At 58.0% G+C, this 15,904-nt stretch carries 12 protein-coding genes and 2 tRNA genes; 4 read left to right on the plus strand and 10 right to left on the minus strand.

Annotated elements, in window-relative coordinates; translation table 11 throughout:
* Positions 1-3: 3 nt before the first annotated feature.
* Positions 4-675: an FHA domain-containing protein gene (locus U5J94_RS12580; RefSeq protein WP_322565977.1), complete on the plus strand. Its 672-nt coding sequence runs from the start codon at positions 4-6 to the stop codon at positions 673-675.
* 162 nt (positions 676-837) lie between these two features.
* Here the strand turns inward: U5J94_RS12580 and U5J94_RS12585 are convergent, their stop codons facing one another.
* Genes U5J94_RS12585 through U5J94_RS12595 form a run of 3 tightly spaced genes read right to left on the minus strand, consistent with a single transcriptional unit; the run spans position 838 to position 6,031 of the window.
* The gene (locus U5J94_RS12585) at positions 838-3,942 is read right to left on the minus strand and encodes an efflux RND transporter permease subunit (RefSeq protein WP_322565978.1); all 3,105 of its coding nucleotides are present in this window, start codon (positions 3,940-3,942) and stop codon (positions 838-840) included.
* The gene (locus U5J94_RS12590) at positions 3,939-5,381 is read right to left on the minus strand and encodes a TolC family protein (protein WP_322565979.1); all 1,443 of its coding nucleotides are present in this window, start codon (positions 5,379-5,381) and stop codon (positions 3,939-3,941) included. Before U5J94_RS12590 ends, U5J94_RS12585 begins: the two co-directional genes overlap by 4 nt.
* Positions 5,378-6,031, minus strand: a complete 654-nt coding sequence (locus tag U5J94_RS12595; protein WP_322565980.1) for a TetR/AcrR family transcriptional regulator — start codon at positions 6,029-6,031, stop codon at positions 5,378-5,380. The genes U5J94_RS12590 and U5J94_RS12595 overlap by 4 nt, the downstream gene beginning before the upstream one ends.
* A gap of 203 nt (positions 6,032-6,234) precedes the next feature.
* On the opposite strand from U5J94_RS12595, the gene U5J94_RS12600 reads away from it, so the two are divergent.
* Positions 6,235-6,660, plus strand: a complete 426-nt coding sequence (locus tag U5J94_RS12600; protein ID WP_322565981.1) for a DsrE family protein — start codon at positions 6,235-6,237, stop codon at positions 6,658-6,660.
* Between the two features lie 58 nt (positions 6,661-6,718).
* Here the strand turns inward: U5J94_RS12600 and U5J94_RS12605 are convergent.
* The 4 genes from U5J94_RS12605 to gltX form a co-directional block, all read right to left on the minus strand.
* A tRNA-Glu gene (locus tag U5J94_RS12605) sits at positions 6,719-6,795 on the minus strand.
* Positions 6,796-7,022: 227 nt separating this feature from the next.
* Positions 7,023-7,098 (minus strand) — tRNA-Ala (locus U5J94_RS12610).
* A gap of 157 nt (positions 7,099-7,255) precedes the next feature.
* A complete protein-coding gene (locus U5J94_RS12615) occupies positions 7,256-8,953 on the minus strand; it encodes a glutamine--tRNA ligase/YqeY domain fusion protein (RefSeq protein ID WP_322565982.1) in 1,698 nt (565 codons plus the stop codon).
* A 24-nt stretch (positions 8,954-8,977) separates the two neighbouring features.
* Entirely contained in the window at positions 8,978-10,390 is a 1,413-nt protein-coding gene (gene gltX / locus U5J94_RS12620; protein ID WP_322565983.1) for a glutamate--tRNA ligase, read from the minus strand.
* Positions 10,391-10,805: 415 nt separating this feature from the next.
* On the opposite strand from gltX, the gene crp reads away from it, so the two are divergent.
* Positions 10,806-11,486 (plus strand): cAMP-activated global transcriptional regulator CRP, encoded by a 681-nt coding sequence (gene crp / locus U5J94_RS12625; protein WP_322565984.1) that lies wholly within the window; start codon positions 10,806-10,808, stop codon positions 11,484-11,486.
* A 403-nt stretch (positions 11,487-11,889) separates the two neighbouring features.
* Here the strand turns inward: crp and dnaQ are convergent, their stop codons facing one another.
* The 3 genes from dnaQ to U5J94_RS12640 form a co-directional block, all read right to left on the minus strand.
* Positions 11,890-12,606 carry a DNA polymerase III subunit epsilon gene (dnaQ, locus tag U5J94_RS12630; RefSeq protein WP_322565985.1) on the minus strand — a complete coding sequence of 239 codons (717 nt, stop codon included), beginning with the start codon at positions 12,604-12,606 and terminating at the stop codon, positions 11,890-11,892.
* Positions 12,607-12,731: 125 nt separating this feature from the next.
* Complete coding sequence (rnhA, locus tag U5J94_RS12635; protein ID WP_322565986.1) at positions 12,732-13,211, minus strand: ribonuclease HI; 480 nt, start codon at positions 13,209-13,211, stop codon at positions 12,732-12,734.
* Positions 13,195-14,028: a class I SAM-dependent methyltransferase gene (locus U5J94_RS12640; RefSeq protein WP_322565987.1), complete on the minus strand. Its 834-nt coding sequence runs from the start codon at positions 14,026-14,028 to the stop codon at positions 13,195-13,197. The genes rnhA and U5J94_RS12640 overlap by 17 nt, the downstream gene beginning before the upstream one ends.
* A 310-nt stretch (positions 14,029-14,338) precedes the next feature.
* On the opposite strand from U5J94_RS12640, the gene U5J94_RS12645 reads away from it, so the two are divergent.
* The gene (locus U5J94_RS12645) at positions 14,339-15,814 is read left to right on the plus strand and encodes a LysM peptidoglycan-binding domain-containing protein (protein ID WP_322565988.1); all 1,476 of its coding nucleotides are present in this window, start codon (positions 14,339-14,341) and stop codon (positions 15,812-15,814) included.
* Positions 15,815-15,904: the final 90 nt, after the last annotated feature.

Consider the following 15,904-nt stretch of genomic DNA (forward strand, 5'->3'; position numbering starts at 1 on the left):
ACCATGGGAAGCAAATTAATCATGACGCTCGACGGGGCGGTAGTCAGGGAATACCCCATCGACAAAGAGAGCATCAGCATCGGCCGAAAACATGGTAATGATATACAGCTCAATGATCTGACGGTAAGCGGTCGTCATGCGCTGATTGTCACCATGGGCGAGCATGTCTATGTCGATGACCTGGGCAGTACCAACGGCACTTTACTCAACGGCTCGCGCATCACCAAGACCCTGCTCAAACAAAATGATGTCATTCAGATAGGAAACTACCAACTCACCTATTTTGACGATGAAGATCAGGAATACGAGCCGACCATGTTTATCCAGGCCGAGATCGAGGACACTCAGGTGATGGATACCAGAGCTCCGGCACAAGCCAACCTGAAAGGCGAAAAACTGGCCGGGGTCAAGATCCTCAACGGGCCGCTGGCCAAAAAAGTGCTGGAACTGCGCAAGCCGTTCAATACCATCGGTTTTAACGGTATCAAAATGGCCATGATCGCGCGCAACACCAATAACTACACCATCTCATCTCTGCGCAGCAACAAACTTCGCCGCGCCTCTGACACGCCCATGATTAACGGTAAACAGCTGACCACGGAAGCCATCACTCTCAAGGATCAGGATGTGATCGAACTGGCCGGCACCCAGATGAAGTTCTTCTATATTGAGTAATACGGAAGGCGATTATTGTCTCTCGCAAAGGCGTTTATGCCCGTTGTTTGGGTACAATGACGCAGAGTACATATAAAACAAAGTAATAATTTAATACTGGCCAATAATATCCGGCTGATATCTAATACACAAGTATACGAGCTTTGTGCCGTTACGAACGATTCACGATTTATCACCAGCCTTAACCAAGCGCAGCACCCCCTCCTTGACCCGCGTGGCGGCAACAAACGCCGCCGGGATGGTCAGCAGGGTCACCAGCGTGGCAAACGCCAGCCCCCAGGAGAGCGCCAGGGCCATGGGCGCGACGAAAGGATCGGAACCGCCCCAGCCATAAGCCGTCGGTAACAGTCCCAGCACCGTGGTGGCGGCGGTCAGGATCACTGCCCGCAGGCGCCGTCGCCCGGCCTCCATCACTGCCTCATAAACGTTATTGCCGGCTTGCAGGGCGCGCTGGATAAACACCACCATGATCAGCGAGCTGTTCACCACCACGCCGGTCAGGGCCACCATGCCCAGAGTCGAGAAAAACGACAACGGCATGTCTTTCCAGAACAGATCGTGCAGCAGGAAACTGATCACGATTCCCACTACCCCGAACGGGATCGCCAGCATCACCAGCAGCGGATAACCCAGGTTGTTGAACTGAATTGCGAGAATAAAGAAGATACCGATCAGGGCTACCACGAACGCCATGCCCAGATCCTCGAACGACTCCTGGTTTTTCTCGTTCTCGCCGCCGTAAACCACCCGGACTTTGTCGGCATCCTCGCCCAGCCACTCTGGCTCCCCTTTTTCCACCGCCCGGTTGACCTCCAGGCTGGTGGTCTGTTTGCTGTCGATATTGGCGACCACGGTGACCGCGCGCACGCCCTGCTTGTGCCGGATGGTGGTATAGCCTTCATGCTCCTCGAGTTTGGCGAGGCGGTTCAACGGCACCAGCCCGCCGGTGCGATTGGGGATGTCCAGTTGCATCAATTTGCCGACAGGATCGTCGCTCTCATTCGGCAGGCGGATGGTAATATCCACTTCTTCGGTGCCCTTGCGCGTGGTAGTCACCCGCAGGCCGTCGACCGCCGCGCGCACATGACTGGCGATGGTCGCCAGATCGATACCGGCATAGGCCGCCCTGACCCGATCCACCACCACGTGCAGCTCCGGGTCCCCCGGTTGCAGGCCACTTTCGATGGTCGTGATCCCCGGCAGGGACTTCACATAATCCATCAGCCGGTAGGCGACTTCTTCGTTAACCTCGTTGTTATTACTGGATATCTCCACCTCCAGTGCCCGCCCCGTGGGCGGGCCCTGTTTGATTTCGCCCAGGGAGATCTCCAGATTGGGGAATTTTTCCGTTAACAGCGCTTCAAAACGACGCATGTCATCCAGCACATCATGATCTTCGCGCAATACCGCGGGAATATAATTGACCCGGATCTGCCCGAAACGGCTGCCGCGCTGCATCAGGGGATCGTTGGCATCCATGGCAATCTGGCCGGTGGATATGATCGTGGTCTCCAGATAGTCCGGGTTGGTCTTCTCGCGCACGATTTCATCGATCGTGCGCATCTGCTTGCGCATATCCTCCAGACTGGTACCCGCAGGAGCTGTCACCCGCACGATGTATTCATCCACGTCCACCGGCGGAAACAGCTGGAACTTGAGCACATTGACGGCGGCAAACAGGCTCAATGCCAGCGCCGCAACGGAGATCAGCAGGGTGATCCAGTGGCGCCGGATCGCCTTGTCCAGGATCCAGGCATAGGCATTTTCCAGACTGATCAGCCAGCGCCGTTCGGCGGGGTGTTTTTTACTGTTGGTCACATGCGCAACGTGGCTGGGCAGAATCAAAAACGACTCCAGCCAGGAGAACACCAGCAGCGCGATCACGACGGTCGGGATGGCAACAATGAACTTGCCGATGATACCGCTCATGAACAACATGGGCATAAAGGCCGTGACCGTGGTCAGGATGGTCGCCGTCACCGGCCCGATCAGCTCTCTGGCGCCGGTGACCGCCGCCTCGTTGGGCGACAGTCCCCGTTCCATGTGATAGGTGATGTTCTCGCCGATAATAATGGCATCATCCACCAGCATCCCCAGCACCATGATAAAGCCGAGCATGGAAACCAGGTTGAGCGTGATGCCGGACAGATATAGCACATACAGTCCGGTCAAAAAGACAATCGGAATGCCCCAGGTGGTAGTCAACGCCACCGAAGGACGCAGGAACATGATCAACGACAGAAAGACCAGGATCAGCCCGACCTGGGCGTTGTTGGTCAGTACGCCCAGGCGCAACTTGGCGAAATAGGAAAAATCCTGGAAGCTTTCGATCTGGATATCGTCACCATAGCGCTGCGGCACCGTCTCTAAATAAGCATTGATCCGATCCACCGCTTCGATAATGTCGGCTTCGGCCTTTTTCATCACGATCACATTCAGCGCCGGGGTGCCGCTGACATCGTAATAGACATCGGCCTCCTCCAGTGACTCGGTCACCTCGGCGATATCGCCCACTCGAATGCCCTCGCCCCGCTCGTTGGCCCGCAACACCAGCTCGCTGATATCCCGTGTGCGCTGATATTCGCCGACGATGCGAATGGCCCGCTGGCCCTGCGGGGTATCCAGATCCCCGCCCGGCGCGTTGACATTCCAGTTCTCCAGCACCTCGGCCAGCTCGCCGATGGCGATGCGGTGCTCGCGTAACTTGTCGGGTTTGGCCACCACCCGCAGCTCGGCCCGTCGATCGCCCTGGATCTGGACCCGCGCGATGCCTTCGATATTCAGCAGATCGTCTTCCATGTCATCCACCAGCCGTTTCAGCGCCAGCTCATCGCGCGGCGCGGAGATCGCCAGCTGAATGATCGGGATCATCTTGCCGTCCACTTCCAGGACGATCGGTTCTTCCGGCATATCCGTTGGCAGCCTGGCGCGATCGACCGCCAGTTGCACATCGCTGACGATACGCTCCCGGTTGGTGGCATCCGGGTCCACTTCCAGATTGATGCGTCCCGACCCCGGAAAGGCGATCGAGGTCATGGTGTCAATGCCATCGAGCGAGCGCAGCTCCTGCTCGATCGGCGTGATAATGATGCGTTCGATCTCCTCGGGGGAGGAACCGGGATAGGCAATCTCGATCTGCACCTTGTCGAGATTGACGTTGGGAAAGGCTTCACGATTGATATTGGCGATGGCGATGATACCCAGCACGATCAAAAAGACCGAAACCAGATGCACCACCAGACTGCGTTCGACCAGAAAGCGAATCATGGCAATTCCCCGACATCGATCCCGCTATCCAGCGAGGTCCAGAAGCTGCCATGCAGAATCTGCAGCGCGCTGAGCCGGCGCGCCAGCTCGACCTCCAGTTCAGCCACCGTCAGGCGGGCCTCATTGCGTTCATTATCAAACTGGATCAGCCGATCAGTCTGCTCCCGCCCCTGGCGGTAACGCTGCATGGCCTCCCGGTATTTATCCTGTTCGCTTTGCAGGCGTCCCCGGGCGCTGTCCAGTGCCCGACGGGTGGCGCGGATCTCCTGGACCAGGCTGGCGACGCCGTAGCGCAGCTCATCGCGGGCGCGGCGGATCTCCTCAATGGCGATGGTGCGATCCAGCTGGGCCTGACGGACCTCGGCATCCAGTCCCTGTTTGTTCAGCGACTCACGATATTCAAAACGAATCAGGCCGGCCATGTCTTCTTCGCTGACGCTGCCGGTGGTGGCATCGCCGCTGCGGGTGCGGGTCCCGACCGAGAAGACCAGATCCAGCTGATCCTTGCGCTGATCGCGGCTGCGGCGCAGCACTGTTTCGGTCACTTCCAGGCGGGCGCGGTTTTGCTGCAAGGGCGGATAGCGGGCTGCCGCCTGCTCGGTTAATTCGGCCACCCCATAATCGGTCAGTTGTATCTCTAACCGGACGGCACTGCGGTAACTCCACTGCCAGGGCTCGCCCATCAGCCGGTTGAGGGCAATGCGCTGTTGCTCCAGGGCCATTTCAAGCCGCTGCAAGGCGGTCTCCTGGGCCCGCAGCTGGGCCTGCGCCTGCAGCGCATCCTTCTCCTCGGCCAGCCCCAGCTCACGCCGTTCGGCGATGTAAGCCTGCAGGCGACGCGCATTCTCCACGCCCTCGCGGGCACTGCTCAGACGCGCCTCGGTCAATGCCTTGGCATAAAACAGATCCAGCGCCTGATTGGCGATCTCGTTGCGCAGGGTCCGGGCGGCGGCACGTTCGGCTTTGACCCCGGCTTCGGCACCGGTCAGGCTTTCGCTGTAGGCCGGATTACCCTCGCCCTGGCCGAGCGGAATCCGGTAATTGAGATCCAGCTGCGTGGCGTGCGAAGGGTTAGGTAACCCAGATAACGTGAACGAGCTGTCTTCATAGGTATAATTGCCGCTGACCCCGACCCGGTGACCCGATTCCAGTTGCCGCTCGAGAGAGAGGTTCACATCGGCACGATCGGTCGGTGTCCCGAATACGGAGACATCATGCGATATCCCGGCGTCACCGGCCAGTTCCCAGCCCAGCCGGCTTTCGACCCGGGCGATTTCCTGGTGCGAGCGTTGCACCTGCAGGCGTGCTATTTCCAGGGTCGGATACTGTTGCAGAATTTTTTCCACGACCCCCTCAAAACCGAGTGCCGGTTCATCGGCCTGCGCTGGCAGCAGGCCCAGTACCAGCAACAGCAGGCTGATCATGCCAACCAATCTCATGCTTTCTCCTTGCGCAGGCCGTTGAGAAACAGATCAAGGTGCTGATGCAAATAGGTTTGCTCGTCCATCGGGAAGGTCTGGTCGTACGGTTGCAGAGAGTGACGCCAGATGGCCAGCAAGACCATCGGTGACATCAACAGGCGGGTGATGTATTCAGGATCGACCCGGCGAAACTCACCCTCTTCGATACCGTTTTCAATCACCTGGTTGAAAATCCGACGCATCCGGTTGATGACGTTATCCACAAAAAATTGCGCCGCCTGCGGAAAATTGGCCGACTCGGCGATGATCAGTTTGGGAATGCCGCAAATCGGCCCGGTACTGACCGATTGCCACCAGTTCATTACCAGCTGTTCAAGTAATTCGGCCTGGCTGCCCTGATGCTGCTGCGCCAGCGTTTCGCTACGTTCGACCTGGGGAATCACGATCTCCCGCACTACGGCCTCGAACAATGCTTCCTTGCTGTCAAAATAGAGATACACCGTGCCTTTGGAAACACCCGCCCGGCGCGCCACATCCTCCAGTCGGGTGGCGGCAAAGCCGTGCTCGACAAACAGCTCCAGCGCCGCCGCGATAATCTCGCCCGGACGCGCGGCCTTGCGCCGCTGATGACGATGGCTATCCAACTGTTTTGAATGGGGGTTTTTCATTGGCCCGAATAATACTGACTGACTGGTCAGTTAGTATAGAGCGATTTTCAGCAAATGCAACCAACCCGTGTCAATCTCGAAACAGTGCCCCGGGTCAGGCCCTTGTGTAACTCAAGTCACTCTCGGTAACGGGCGAAATACCCTATAGTGGGTTAAAGCCAAACGGCTCGATACCCCTCAGGAAGTCAGCAAAACAAAAACCAGTGGATAAAAACGGTCATGCGCGAGTCAATAACGCCCGTTTTCTTTCCAACATCGAATATATGCGTGAGAATTACGAAGACATGCACGACATGAAAATCGGCGAGGATGTCAAAGTGATCGCTGTGGCCAGCAACGCCGGCGCACTGCTGATGACGACCCATCATCCGGCCTGGATGCGCGATAATAGCGGCAGTGAGCCGGATTGCCCGATGAATCCCGGTGTCGGCAAAACCTGCAGCAACCCTTTCCGGCACCTGGTCGAACGCGCGCAGGCGATCGGCGTCAAATTTTACCTGTGCCAGATGGCTTCAAGAGTGCTGGGCATCAAAAAGGCTAACAAGATCGAGGGCGTGACATTCGTCCCGGGTGGTCATATCGCGGTGGCGGATTTGCAGATGGATGGCTATGCGTTGATCGATCTGTAATTGATATCACCCGATCGCAAACAAAAACGCCCGGTCGCTGACCGGGCGTTTTTCTATTTGGCGTCCCCAAGGGGATTCGAACCCCTGTTGCCGCCGTGAAAGGGCGGTGTCCTAGGCCAACTAGACGATGGGGACGAAAACTGTTGTTATTCGTCGTCGGGACGTGACAGCTGCGACATGACAGTGCCCGCCAATAGTACTACAAACCCTACTGGCACGACACCGAGCCATTGAATGCCCGCGCTGTCCTGTTTGACAAGCATCGCACCGAATCCGGCGATCATACCCAGTACTATGAGTATAACCCCGAGGTACACAGCAAAGCGTCCGATCTGTTTCACTCGTCACCTCGCTGTGGTCTCTGGTGGAGCTAGGCGGGATCGAACCGCCGACCTCTTGCATGCCATGCAAGCGCTCTCCCAGCTGAGCTATAGCCCCGAAAATCGAGAGCGCGCAATTTACGTCAGCGGCCCTCTTATGTCAATCATCCGGGGAGGATTTTTCGAGGATCCGTCCGAATTTCAGTGATTTGCCGAATGTTTCGCCATCCCGCAAAACCAGGCCCTCACGCTCGACCCGTTGTCGTCTGCGGATCTCACTGGCCCGCGGATTTTTGCTCAATTTTCGCCCAGGTGTCCCGCAGGGTCACGGTGCGGTTGAAGACCGGCATCCCGTCCTCTCGGCGGGCCTCATCGAGACAGAAATAGCCCTCGCGCTCGAACTGGAACACTTCGCCGGGGGCGGCCGACGCCAGGCTCGCCTCCACCAGACTGTGCGTCAAGGTGCGCAGGGAGTCGGGGTTGAGATGCTCGGTCCAGAGTTTGCCGTCTCTGGCGCTGTCGGGATTGGGATGGTTGAACAGGCGGTCGTAGAGCCGGATTTCGACCGGCAGCGCATCGACGGCATTGACCCAGTGGATGACGCCCTTGACCTTGCGCCCCTCGGGGTTGGTGCCCAGCGTAGCGGGATCGTAACTGCAATGCAGCTCGATAATCTCGCCGTGCGCGTCCTTGATCACCTCATCGCAACGGATCACATAGGCGTTGCGCAGGCGCACCTCGCCCCCGCTGACCAGGCGTTTGAATTTCTTGTTGGGCGCCACTTCTATAAAATCATCCCGATCGATCCAGACCTCGCGACTGAAGGTGAGCTGTCGGCTGCCCAGGCTCTCGTCCTGAGGATGATTGGGCGCCTCGAGTTGTTCGCTTTGATCGTCCGGATAATTGGTAATCACCATCTTCAGGGGGTGTAGCACGGCCATGCGGCGCGGCGCCACCCGGTTGAGATCCTCGCGGATGCTGTTCTCCAGCACGCCCATTTCGACGAAGTTGTCCGACTTGGTCACGCCGATGCGCTCACAGAAATCACGCAACGCGGCCGGTGTGTAACCGCGGCGACGCAGTCCGGCGATGGTCGGCATACGCGGATCGTCCCAGCCTTCCACAAAGCCCTGCTCCACCAGTTCGGTCAACTTGCGCTTGCTGGTCACGGTATGTTCCAGGGTCAGGCGCGAGAACTCGATCTGTTGCGGATGATGTGGCGTCTCAAGTGTCACCAGAAACCAGTCATACAAGGGGCGATGATCCTCGAACTCCAGGGTGCAGAGGGAATGGGTGATTCCCTCGATGGCATCCGACAGGCAATGGGTGAAATCGTACATCGGATAGATACACCACTCCTCACCGGTCTGATGGTGGATCACACCGTGACGAATGCGATAAATGGTCGGATCGCGCAGATTGATATTGGGCGAGGCCATATCGATTTTCGCGCGCAGTACCTTGGCGCCGTCCTCGAACTCCCCGGCGCGCATGCGCGCGAACAGATCCAGGTTCTCCTCGACGCTGCGCTCGCGATAGGGGCTGTCCCTGCCCGGTTCGGTCAGGGTGCCACGATATTCACGGATCTGCTCACCGGACAGATCACAAACATAGGCCTTGCCCAGTTTGATCAGCTCTACGGCATAAGCGTACAACTGCTCGAAATAGCTGGAGGCGAAGTAAAGCCCTTGCCATTCGTAGCCGAGCCACTGCACATCACGTTTGATCGCCTCGATGAATTCGACGTTCTCTTTATGCGGGTTGGTGTCATCAAAACGCAAATTACAGGCGCCATGATAGTCCTCGGCCACCCCGAAGTTCAGCACGATCGATTTGGCATGGCCAATATGCAGATAGCCATTGGGTTCGGGCGGGAAACGGGTCATGACCCGGCCGTCGTGTTTACCGGCGGCCAGATCGGCCTCGATGGTCTGGCGAATAAAGTTGTTCGACCTGGGGGTGTCGCTGGGCATGATGGCTCAATCCGTGTAAAAGCGTTATTGTTCGGTGCGCTGGCGAATATACGCCAGCGCCATATCAATGCGATTCAAGGTCCGTTCCCGGCCGATCAGATACACTGTCAGATCCAGCGACGGTGACGGCGCACCTCCGGTTACGGCCACGCGCAACGGCATGCCCACCTTGCCCATTTTAAGATCCAGTTCCCCGGCCGTGCTGTGGATAGCGTCGTGGATAGGGCCTTGTTGCCATTCGCCCAGATCTGACAATTTCTGACGTAGCAGCTGTAATGGCTCAAGTGCCGCAGCCTTGAGTTGCTTGCTCGCCACTTTCTCATCATAACTGTCGAAATCGCGATAGAAGAACTGGCAGATATCCGCCAGCTCCTTCAGCGTCTGGGCCCGTTCATGTTGGGCCTCGACCACGGCGACGATATCCGGTCCCTCGCTGGGATCGATCTCCAGCTTACCCAGGTGATAACCCAGATGATGAGCAATATAGTTTGGATCACTGTTTTTGATGTATTGCTGATTCAGCCACAACAGTTTGCTGATATTGATACTGGATGCAGAGTTATTCACTTCGCCAAGATCAAACAGCTGCACCATCTCATCCAGCGAGAAGATCTCCTGATCGCCGTGCGACCAGCCCAGCCGTACCAGGTAGTTGAGTAGCGCCTCCGGCAAATAGCCTTCCTCGCGATACTGAATGACGCTGACTGACTCCCCGTGCACGCGTTTGGACAGCTTGGTGCCGTCTTCAGCCAGAATCATCGGCAGATGAGCGTAGACCGGCACGGGGGCGTCCAATGCATTGAGAATATTGACCTGGCGCGGCGTGTTGTTCAGATGATCATCTCCGCGAATCACATGGCTGACCTGCATATCGTGATCATCGACCACCACGGTCAGATTGTAGGTCGGTGCGCCATCGGTACGACGAATGATCAGATCATCCAGCTCGGAATTTTGCACAATCACCCGGCCACGGACCAGATCGTCGATCACCACCTGCCCTTCCAGCGGATTTTTAAACCGGATCACGTGCGGTTCATCGGCGGACACTTCCCGATGACGACAATGCCCGTCGTAGCGGGGTTTCTCCTTGCGGGCCATCTGCTCCTCGCGCAGTTTATCCAGCCGCTCGCGACTGCAACTGCAGCGATAGGCGTGGCCTTCGGCGAGCAGACGCTCGATCATTTCGTTATAGCGCTCGAAACGTTCGGTTTGATAGAACGGCCCTTCGTCGTATTCCAGCCCCAGCCAGGTCATCCCTTCCAGGATGGCGTTGACCGATTCGGCCGTGGAGCGCTCCAGATCGGTATCTTCGACCCGCAGGACGAACCGGCCGCCGTGCTTACGGGCGTGGAGCCAGGAAAACAGGGCCGTGCGGGCCCCGCCGATGTGGAGATAACCGGTCGGGCTGGGAGCGAAACGGGTACGAATGGACATTAAAACCAAATCCTTGAAAAATAAGTCATCTTGGCCCTGCGGGGGGCTGTATTGTACTCGCCGCAGGGCAAAAATGCAGTCCCCGCCCGCCGATTCGCCCCCCGGGTGAGCACTTTTGTACCGGCAGGGAACGGCCACGCTGACCATTTTATGTCGAATTATATTAAAGTCCCTGCCATCAGGACCGATTGATAAATTAATAACAAACGCCCTCTCCAGGCGCTAACCCAGACGACTGAACGTTGCCGGAGAAGGATGATGGAAGCGCATTATAACTTGTCAATGGAACAGTCTGCCCGCTTCACGACCGAGCCCGGATGCCGCAGCTCCGTTCAGACACCAGAGGAACCGCCGGAGGCTGTGCCGGAACAGGCTCGGCATCCGGCGTTATCTCAGACAGAAGCTGGAGTAAACTATGACGATCGTACTGGATGATGATGAACAGGCCCTCGCCTGCGAGATCGATCCCCGCTCAATGGAACGGTTTCTGGAATTTTGCACGGTATACACCCTGCCGAAGAAAAGCGTGATCGTTCGGGCCGGCGATCCGAGTGATACCCTCTACTATCTGATCGATGGCTCGGCCAGTGTCCTGCTGGAAGACGATGACGATGAGGGTCACGAAATCGTTCTGGCCTATCTCAACAGCGGCGATTTCATCGGTGAGATGGGTCTGTTTTATCGCACCAAATGTCGTGCGGCGCTGGTGCGAACCCGCACCAGCTGTCAGCTGGCCAGGATCAGTTATGACGAATTAAACCGTCTGTTTGACAACGAGCTCAAAGACGCCCAGCCGGATATTCTCAAGGCCGTCGGGCTGCAGCTGTCACAACGACTGATTACCACCAATCGCAAGGTCAGTCAGCTGGCCTTCATGGATGTCGCAGGCCGGATCGCCCGTGCCCTGCTCGACATGTGCTCGCATCCCGAAGCCATGTCACACCCCGCCGGCACCCAGATCCATGTCTCGCGTCAGGAGCTGGGCCGGATCGTCGGCTGCTCGCGGGAAATGGCCGGCCGGGTGCTGAAAAACATGGCCGAGCAACAGATCATCGAAGTCCACGGGATGGACATCGTGGTCTATCACGAACGCTAGCTGTTTTTATTCCTCCGCACCGCTCGCTCCCGCTCCCGGAACATCCGCCGATTTGTTCAGCCGGGGGGGAAAGCGGCAAGCTCAAAAGCGTGGCCTTGCCCTGATGGGGTTAACGGGTCAACAGCCGGCGTGGCGGTTGACCCGACATCCAGGCAAAAAAATCCCCGCAACGATGCGGGGATTCAGAATTGCGCGATTTCTGCGCAAGGGGAGGAAACACAACTACCAGAACAACAACTCACCACAACTTTTCTCACTTTGTCGGACCCACCAGTTTCTCCGAAGCTGTATAAATTGTCGGCACTCGACAGCCCGGACTTTAATTTTTTCGCGGTCTGTAACTAACTGTTTTAAAGGGGGATTTTACAAAGAAGGAGAGCACAGCCCGGGGCGGACAACCCAATCAGGTATCGAGCTTGCGCCACAGGCACTGCCCGTCGCTGGCCTGATCGATCGCCTCCAGACGCGCCTGATGGGCAAGCTGTTCGGTCTCGCTGGCGCGGATGATCTTCAGGGGGGGACGCCCGGCCGCCAGCGGCCGGCGCGATTCGATGCGGCTTCGTGCCTCGCCACTGCCCCGCCCTTCCAGCGACAGCCGCACCTGGCCACCCGTCATGGCCAGATAGACTTCCGCCAGGATCTCGGCGTCCAGCAGCGCGCCATGCAGCTCGCGCGAGGAATTATCGATGGTGTAACGCTTGCACAGGGCGTCCAGGTTGTTCTTCTGGCCGGGGTGCATCTGCCGCGCCATCACCAGGGTATCGACGATACGGCAGGACTGATCGACCGGCTGACGATTTCCATCGAACTGTTTGAGCTCATGGTTGATAAAACCGACATCGAACGGCGCGTTATGGATGATCAGCTCGGCACCATGGATAAAATTGACAAAATCCTCGGCAATCTCTTCAAAGCGAGGCTTGTCCGCCAGAAACTCGGTGGTGATCCCGTGCACCTCGACCGCGCCTTCGTCGATCTCGCGCTCGGGATTGATGTACTGGTGATAGCGATTGTCGGTCAGCCGCCGATTGACCAGCTCCACACACCCGATCTCGATGATGCGGTGGCCCTGGGCGGGCTCCAGGCCGGTGGTTTCGGTGTCGAGTACGATCTGCCTCATGACCAGGTACGAGGGACGAGGGACGAGGGACGAGGAAATGCGTTGAGTCGTTTCATCCTGGCAAGATTATCGTAAAACGCAGGATTTTTCATGCTAAAAAACCACGTAGAACTTCATACGCCTCGTCACTCGTCCCTCGTCACTCGGCCCTTCTTCGATGAGTTGCCCAGCAACTCATCGATCCCGAGGTTGGCCAGCTCATCGGCGATCTCGTTCTCGTCGTGACCGCTGTGGCCCTTGACCCAGTGCCAGTGCACCTTCGGATGCTTTTGCACGGCCGCGTCCAGGCGTTGCCAGAGGTCCACGTTTTTGACCGGTTTTTTGGACGCGGTTTTCCAGCCCCGTTTTTTCCAGTTGGCCAGCCATTCGCTGATGCCTTTTTGCACATAGGTCGAGTCGGTGGTCAGGTGCACTTCGCAGGGCCGGGAGAGGCTCTCCAGCGCCTGGATGGCGGCCATCAGTTCCATCCGGTTGTTGGTGGTCTCGGGCTCCCCCCCGTGCAGGCGTTTCGCGTGGCCGTTGTAGCGCAGCAACACCCCCCAGCCGCCGGGGCCGGGGTTGCCGCGACAGGCGCCGTCGGTAAAGGCTTCAACGATCTGACTCAAAACGGGCTCCTTTTTGTTGTCTTTCATTATTCAGCGGCTTGACCAGACCGCTGACGGCGATGCGCCGCCGCGCACGCCAGCGCGGGCGGATCGGGGTCAGGGTTGTGACCCGCTTGCGCGCCACCAGCAGATAGCCGCCGCCGAAAAAGGACCACAGGCGTTGCCCGAGCCGCTCCATAAACATCAGCTGTTGCATCAACCGGGGCCGCTGCCAGGGGGGCCGGTAGCAATAGCGACGCTGTTGCACCACATCGAAACCGAGCAGGGCCAGCCAGTCCTTGAGCCGGGTCAGGGTCATAAAATGGCCACACCAGGGCAGCTGACCTTTGCCGCTGCGAAACAGCCGGATCAGTCCCCACAGGCTGACGGGATTGAAGCCCAGAATGACCACATGCCCCTCGGGAATCAGGCTACGCTCCACTTCCCGCAACACGGTGTGCGGATCGTTCGAAAACTCCAGCACATGGGACAACACCACCACATCCAGGGTATCGGGGCTGAACGGCAGGGCCGTCGGCTCAAGACACAATACCCGCTCGTCCCGGCCCGCTGCGCGGCTGTCGGCATCGAGCCGGGTGCGCATACGGTGATTGACCCGGCTGGCGCGCAACATCGCCGCCTCCGTGGGGCTGCCCATATGCAGCAGATGATACCCGAACAGATCCACCAGTTCCGTATCCAGTTGCTGTTGCTCCTGCTCGGCCATCAGCTCGCCCAGGCGACTGGCATACCACTGCTCCAGCTCGGACCAGACGCCGTCGCCCTGGGGACAGTGATGAAACTGGCGTGTCGGGGATTTTTGTGCGCGAAACAACATCCGGTTACCGATTGTGGTTAAGGTATACTGACAGTATGCCCGTTTGTCAGGCGCCGAGGAAACCACGCCGACAGGATAAGTGCTTGACCGCCTGGTTCACAGTTTTTACTATCCGAATTCACTATAGTCAGTCGCCAGGACCTCATTAGATAATAACACCATGCGCCGATTGATCCTTGTTGCACTGATCGCAGCCCTGAGTGGCTGTGCGCTGCCCGCCTCATCTCCTCCGACCAGCTCCGGGTCTCAGGCCACGCCAGCGGCAGAACTCACATACAGTATCGTTGGTGATGCACCCTTTCCCACTCTGATGCGCAATGAACTCGTTGTTGCCCAACTGTCGGAGGAGGCGGACACGCCGCAGGATCTCTGGGAGCGCATCCGTGCCGGATTTAGCCTGCCGGATGTCGATCACACCCGGATTGAACAGCAGTTGCGTTGGTACGCCCGTCATCCCGAATACATGCAACGGGTGGTGCAGCGCGCTCGCCCCTATCTGTACTATATTGTCGAGACCCTCGAACAGCATGATCTGCCGATGGAGATTGCCCTGTTGCCCATCGTCGAAAGTGCGTTCCAACCCTTTGCCTACTCCCATGGACGCGCCTCGGGCATCTGGCAGTTTATTCCGGCCACCGGACGTCTTTATGGTCTGGAACAGAACTGGTGGTATGACGGACGCCGCGACATCTATGCCTCGACCCAGGCGGCGGCAAAATTTTTAAAACGCATGAACGACTATTATGATGGCGACTGGATGCACGCGCTGGCCTCTTATAACTCCGGTCTCGGCAATGTGAATCGCGCCATTCGCCGCAACCAGACGCGCAACCGGTCGACCGACTTTTTCGCCCTGAACCTGCCGCGTGAAACTGAAGCCTATGTACCCAAACTGCTGGCGCTGAAAAAACTGATCGCCGATCCGCAAGCATATGACATCGAGATCGACGCCATCCCGAACCGGCCCTACTTTGCCCGAGTCGAACTGGAAGGCCAGATCGATCTGGCCAGGGCAGCCGAAATGGCGGGCGTGGAACTGGATGAGCTGTATCGGCTCAATCCCGGTTTCAATCGCTGGGCAACCGCTCCCGACGGCCCCCACTATCTGCTGCTGCCCGTCGATCGGACTGAAACATTCCAGAGTGCGCTGGCAAAATTACCCGCCGACCAGATGGTCACCTGGCAACGCCACCGGATTCGCCAGGGGGAAACCCTCAGCAGCATCGCCGTCAAATACAATACCAGTATCCGGACCCTTAAACGGATCAACCAGCTGCGCGGCGATCTGCTCCGGGTCGGACAGAGCCTGATGATTCCGGTCGCCAGTCAGCAACCGGAAAGTTATCGTCTCAGCCAGTCCCAGCGCACCCAACGCCTGCAGAACCGCCCGCGACAGGGCAACAAGATTACGCACGTGGTCCGGCCCGGCGATACTTTCTGGGCACTGGCCCAACGCCACGGGGTCAGCGTCCGCGCCCTGGCCGGCTGGAACGCCATGGCCCCCGGCGATCCGCTCAAACCGGGCCAAAGTCTGATCATCTGGTCACGCAGTAGCGAACAGCTTTCCGCCCTTAACAACGGTTACCTCACCGCCCCGCAACAACGCAGCCTGACCAAACGGATCGGCTACCGGGTGCGCAAAGGGGACTCACTGGCGCGCATTTCGCAAAAATTCCGGGTCAGCATCGGCCAGTTGCGCAAATGGAACAACCTGCCGGTCGGCAAATACCTGCAGCCGGGGCAACGGCTGACGTTGTATGTCGATGTCATGCAGACATCGAGCTAGTCTTTTTTCTCCAGTATCCAATTTTAACGCGGAGTTCGCAAAGGCGCTGAGCTGCGGAGAAATTAGTAAACTATGAAACCTCTGCGTTAT

The sequence above is a fragment of the Thiohalophilus sp. genome, from assembly GCF_034522235.1.
GTDB lineage: Bacteria > Pseudomonadota > Gammaproteobacteria > UBA6429 > Thiohalophilaceae > Thiohalophilus.

Excerpts from the sequence above, each read along its gene's own strand:
- U5J94_RS12645 (WP_322565988.1), top strand. The coding sequence starts at position 14,339 with ATGCGCAATGAACTCGTTGTTGCCCAACTGTCGGAGGAGGCGGACACG.
- crp (WP_322565984.1), top strand. The coding sequence starts at position 10,806 with ATGACGATCGTACTGGATGATGATGAACAGGCCCTCGCCTGCGAGATC.
- gltX (WP_322565983.1), bottom strand. The coding sequence starts at position 10,390 with ATGTCCATTCGTACCCGTTTCGCTCCCAGCCCGACCGGTTATCTCCAC.
- U5J94_RS12590 (WP_322565979.1), bottom strand. The coding sequence starts at position 5,381 with ATGAGATTGGTTGGCATGATCAGCCTGCTGTTGCTGGTACTGGGCCTG.
- U5J94_RS12580 (WP_322565977.1), top strand. The coding sequence starts at position 4 with ATGGGAAGCAAATTAATCATGACGCTCGACGGGGCGGTAGTCAGGGAA.
- dnaQ (WP_322565985.1), bottom strand. The coding sequence starts at position 12,606 with ATGAGGCAGATCGTACTCGACACCGAAACCACCGGCCTGGAGCCCGCC.
- U5J94_RS12640 (WP_322565987.1), bottom strand. The coding sequence starts at position 14,028 with ATGTTGTTTCGCGCACAAAAATCCCCGACACGCCAGTTTCATCACTGT.
- U5J94_RS12585 (WP_322565978.1), bottom strand. The coding sequence starts at position 3,942 with ATGATTCGCTTTCTGGTCGAACGCAGTCTGGTGGTGCATCTGGTTTCG.
- U5J94_RS12595 (WP_322565980.1), bottom strand. The coding sequence starts at position 6,031 with ATGAAAAACCCCCATTCAAAACAGTTGGATAGCCATCGTCATCAGCGG.
- U5J94_RS12615 (WP_322565982.1), bottom strand. The coding sequence starts at position 8,953 with ATGCCCAGCGACACCCCCAGGTCGAACAACTTTATTCGCCAGACCATC.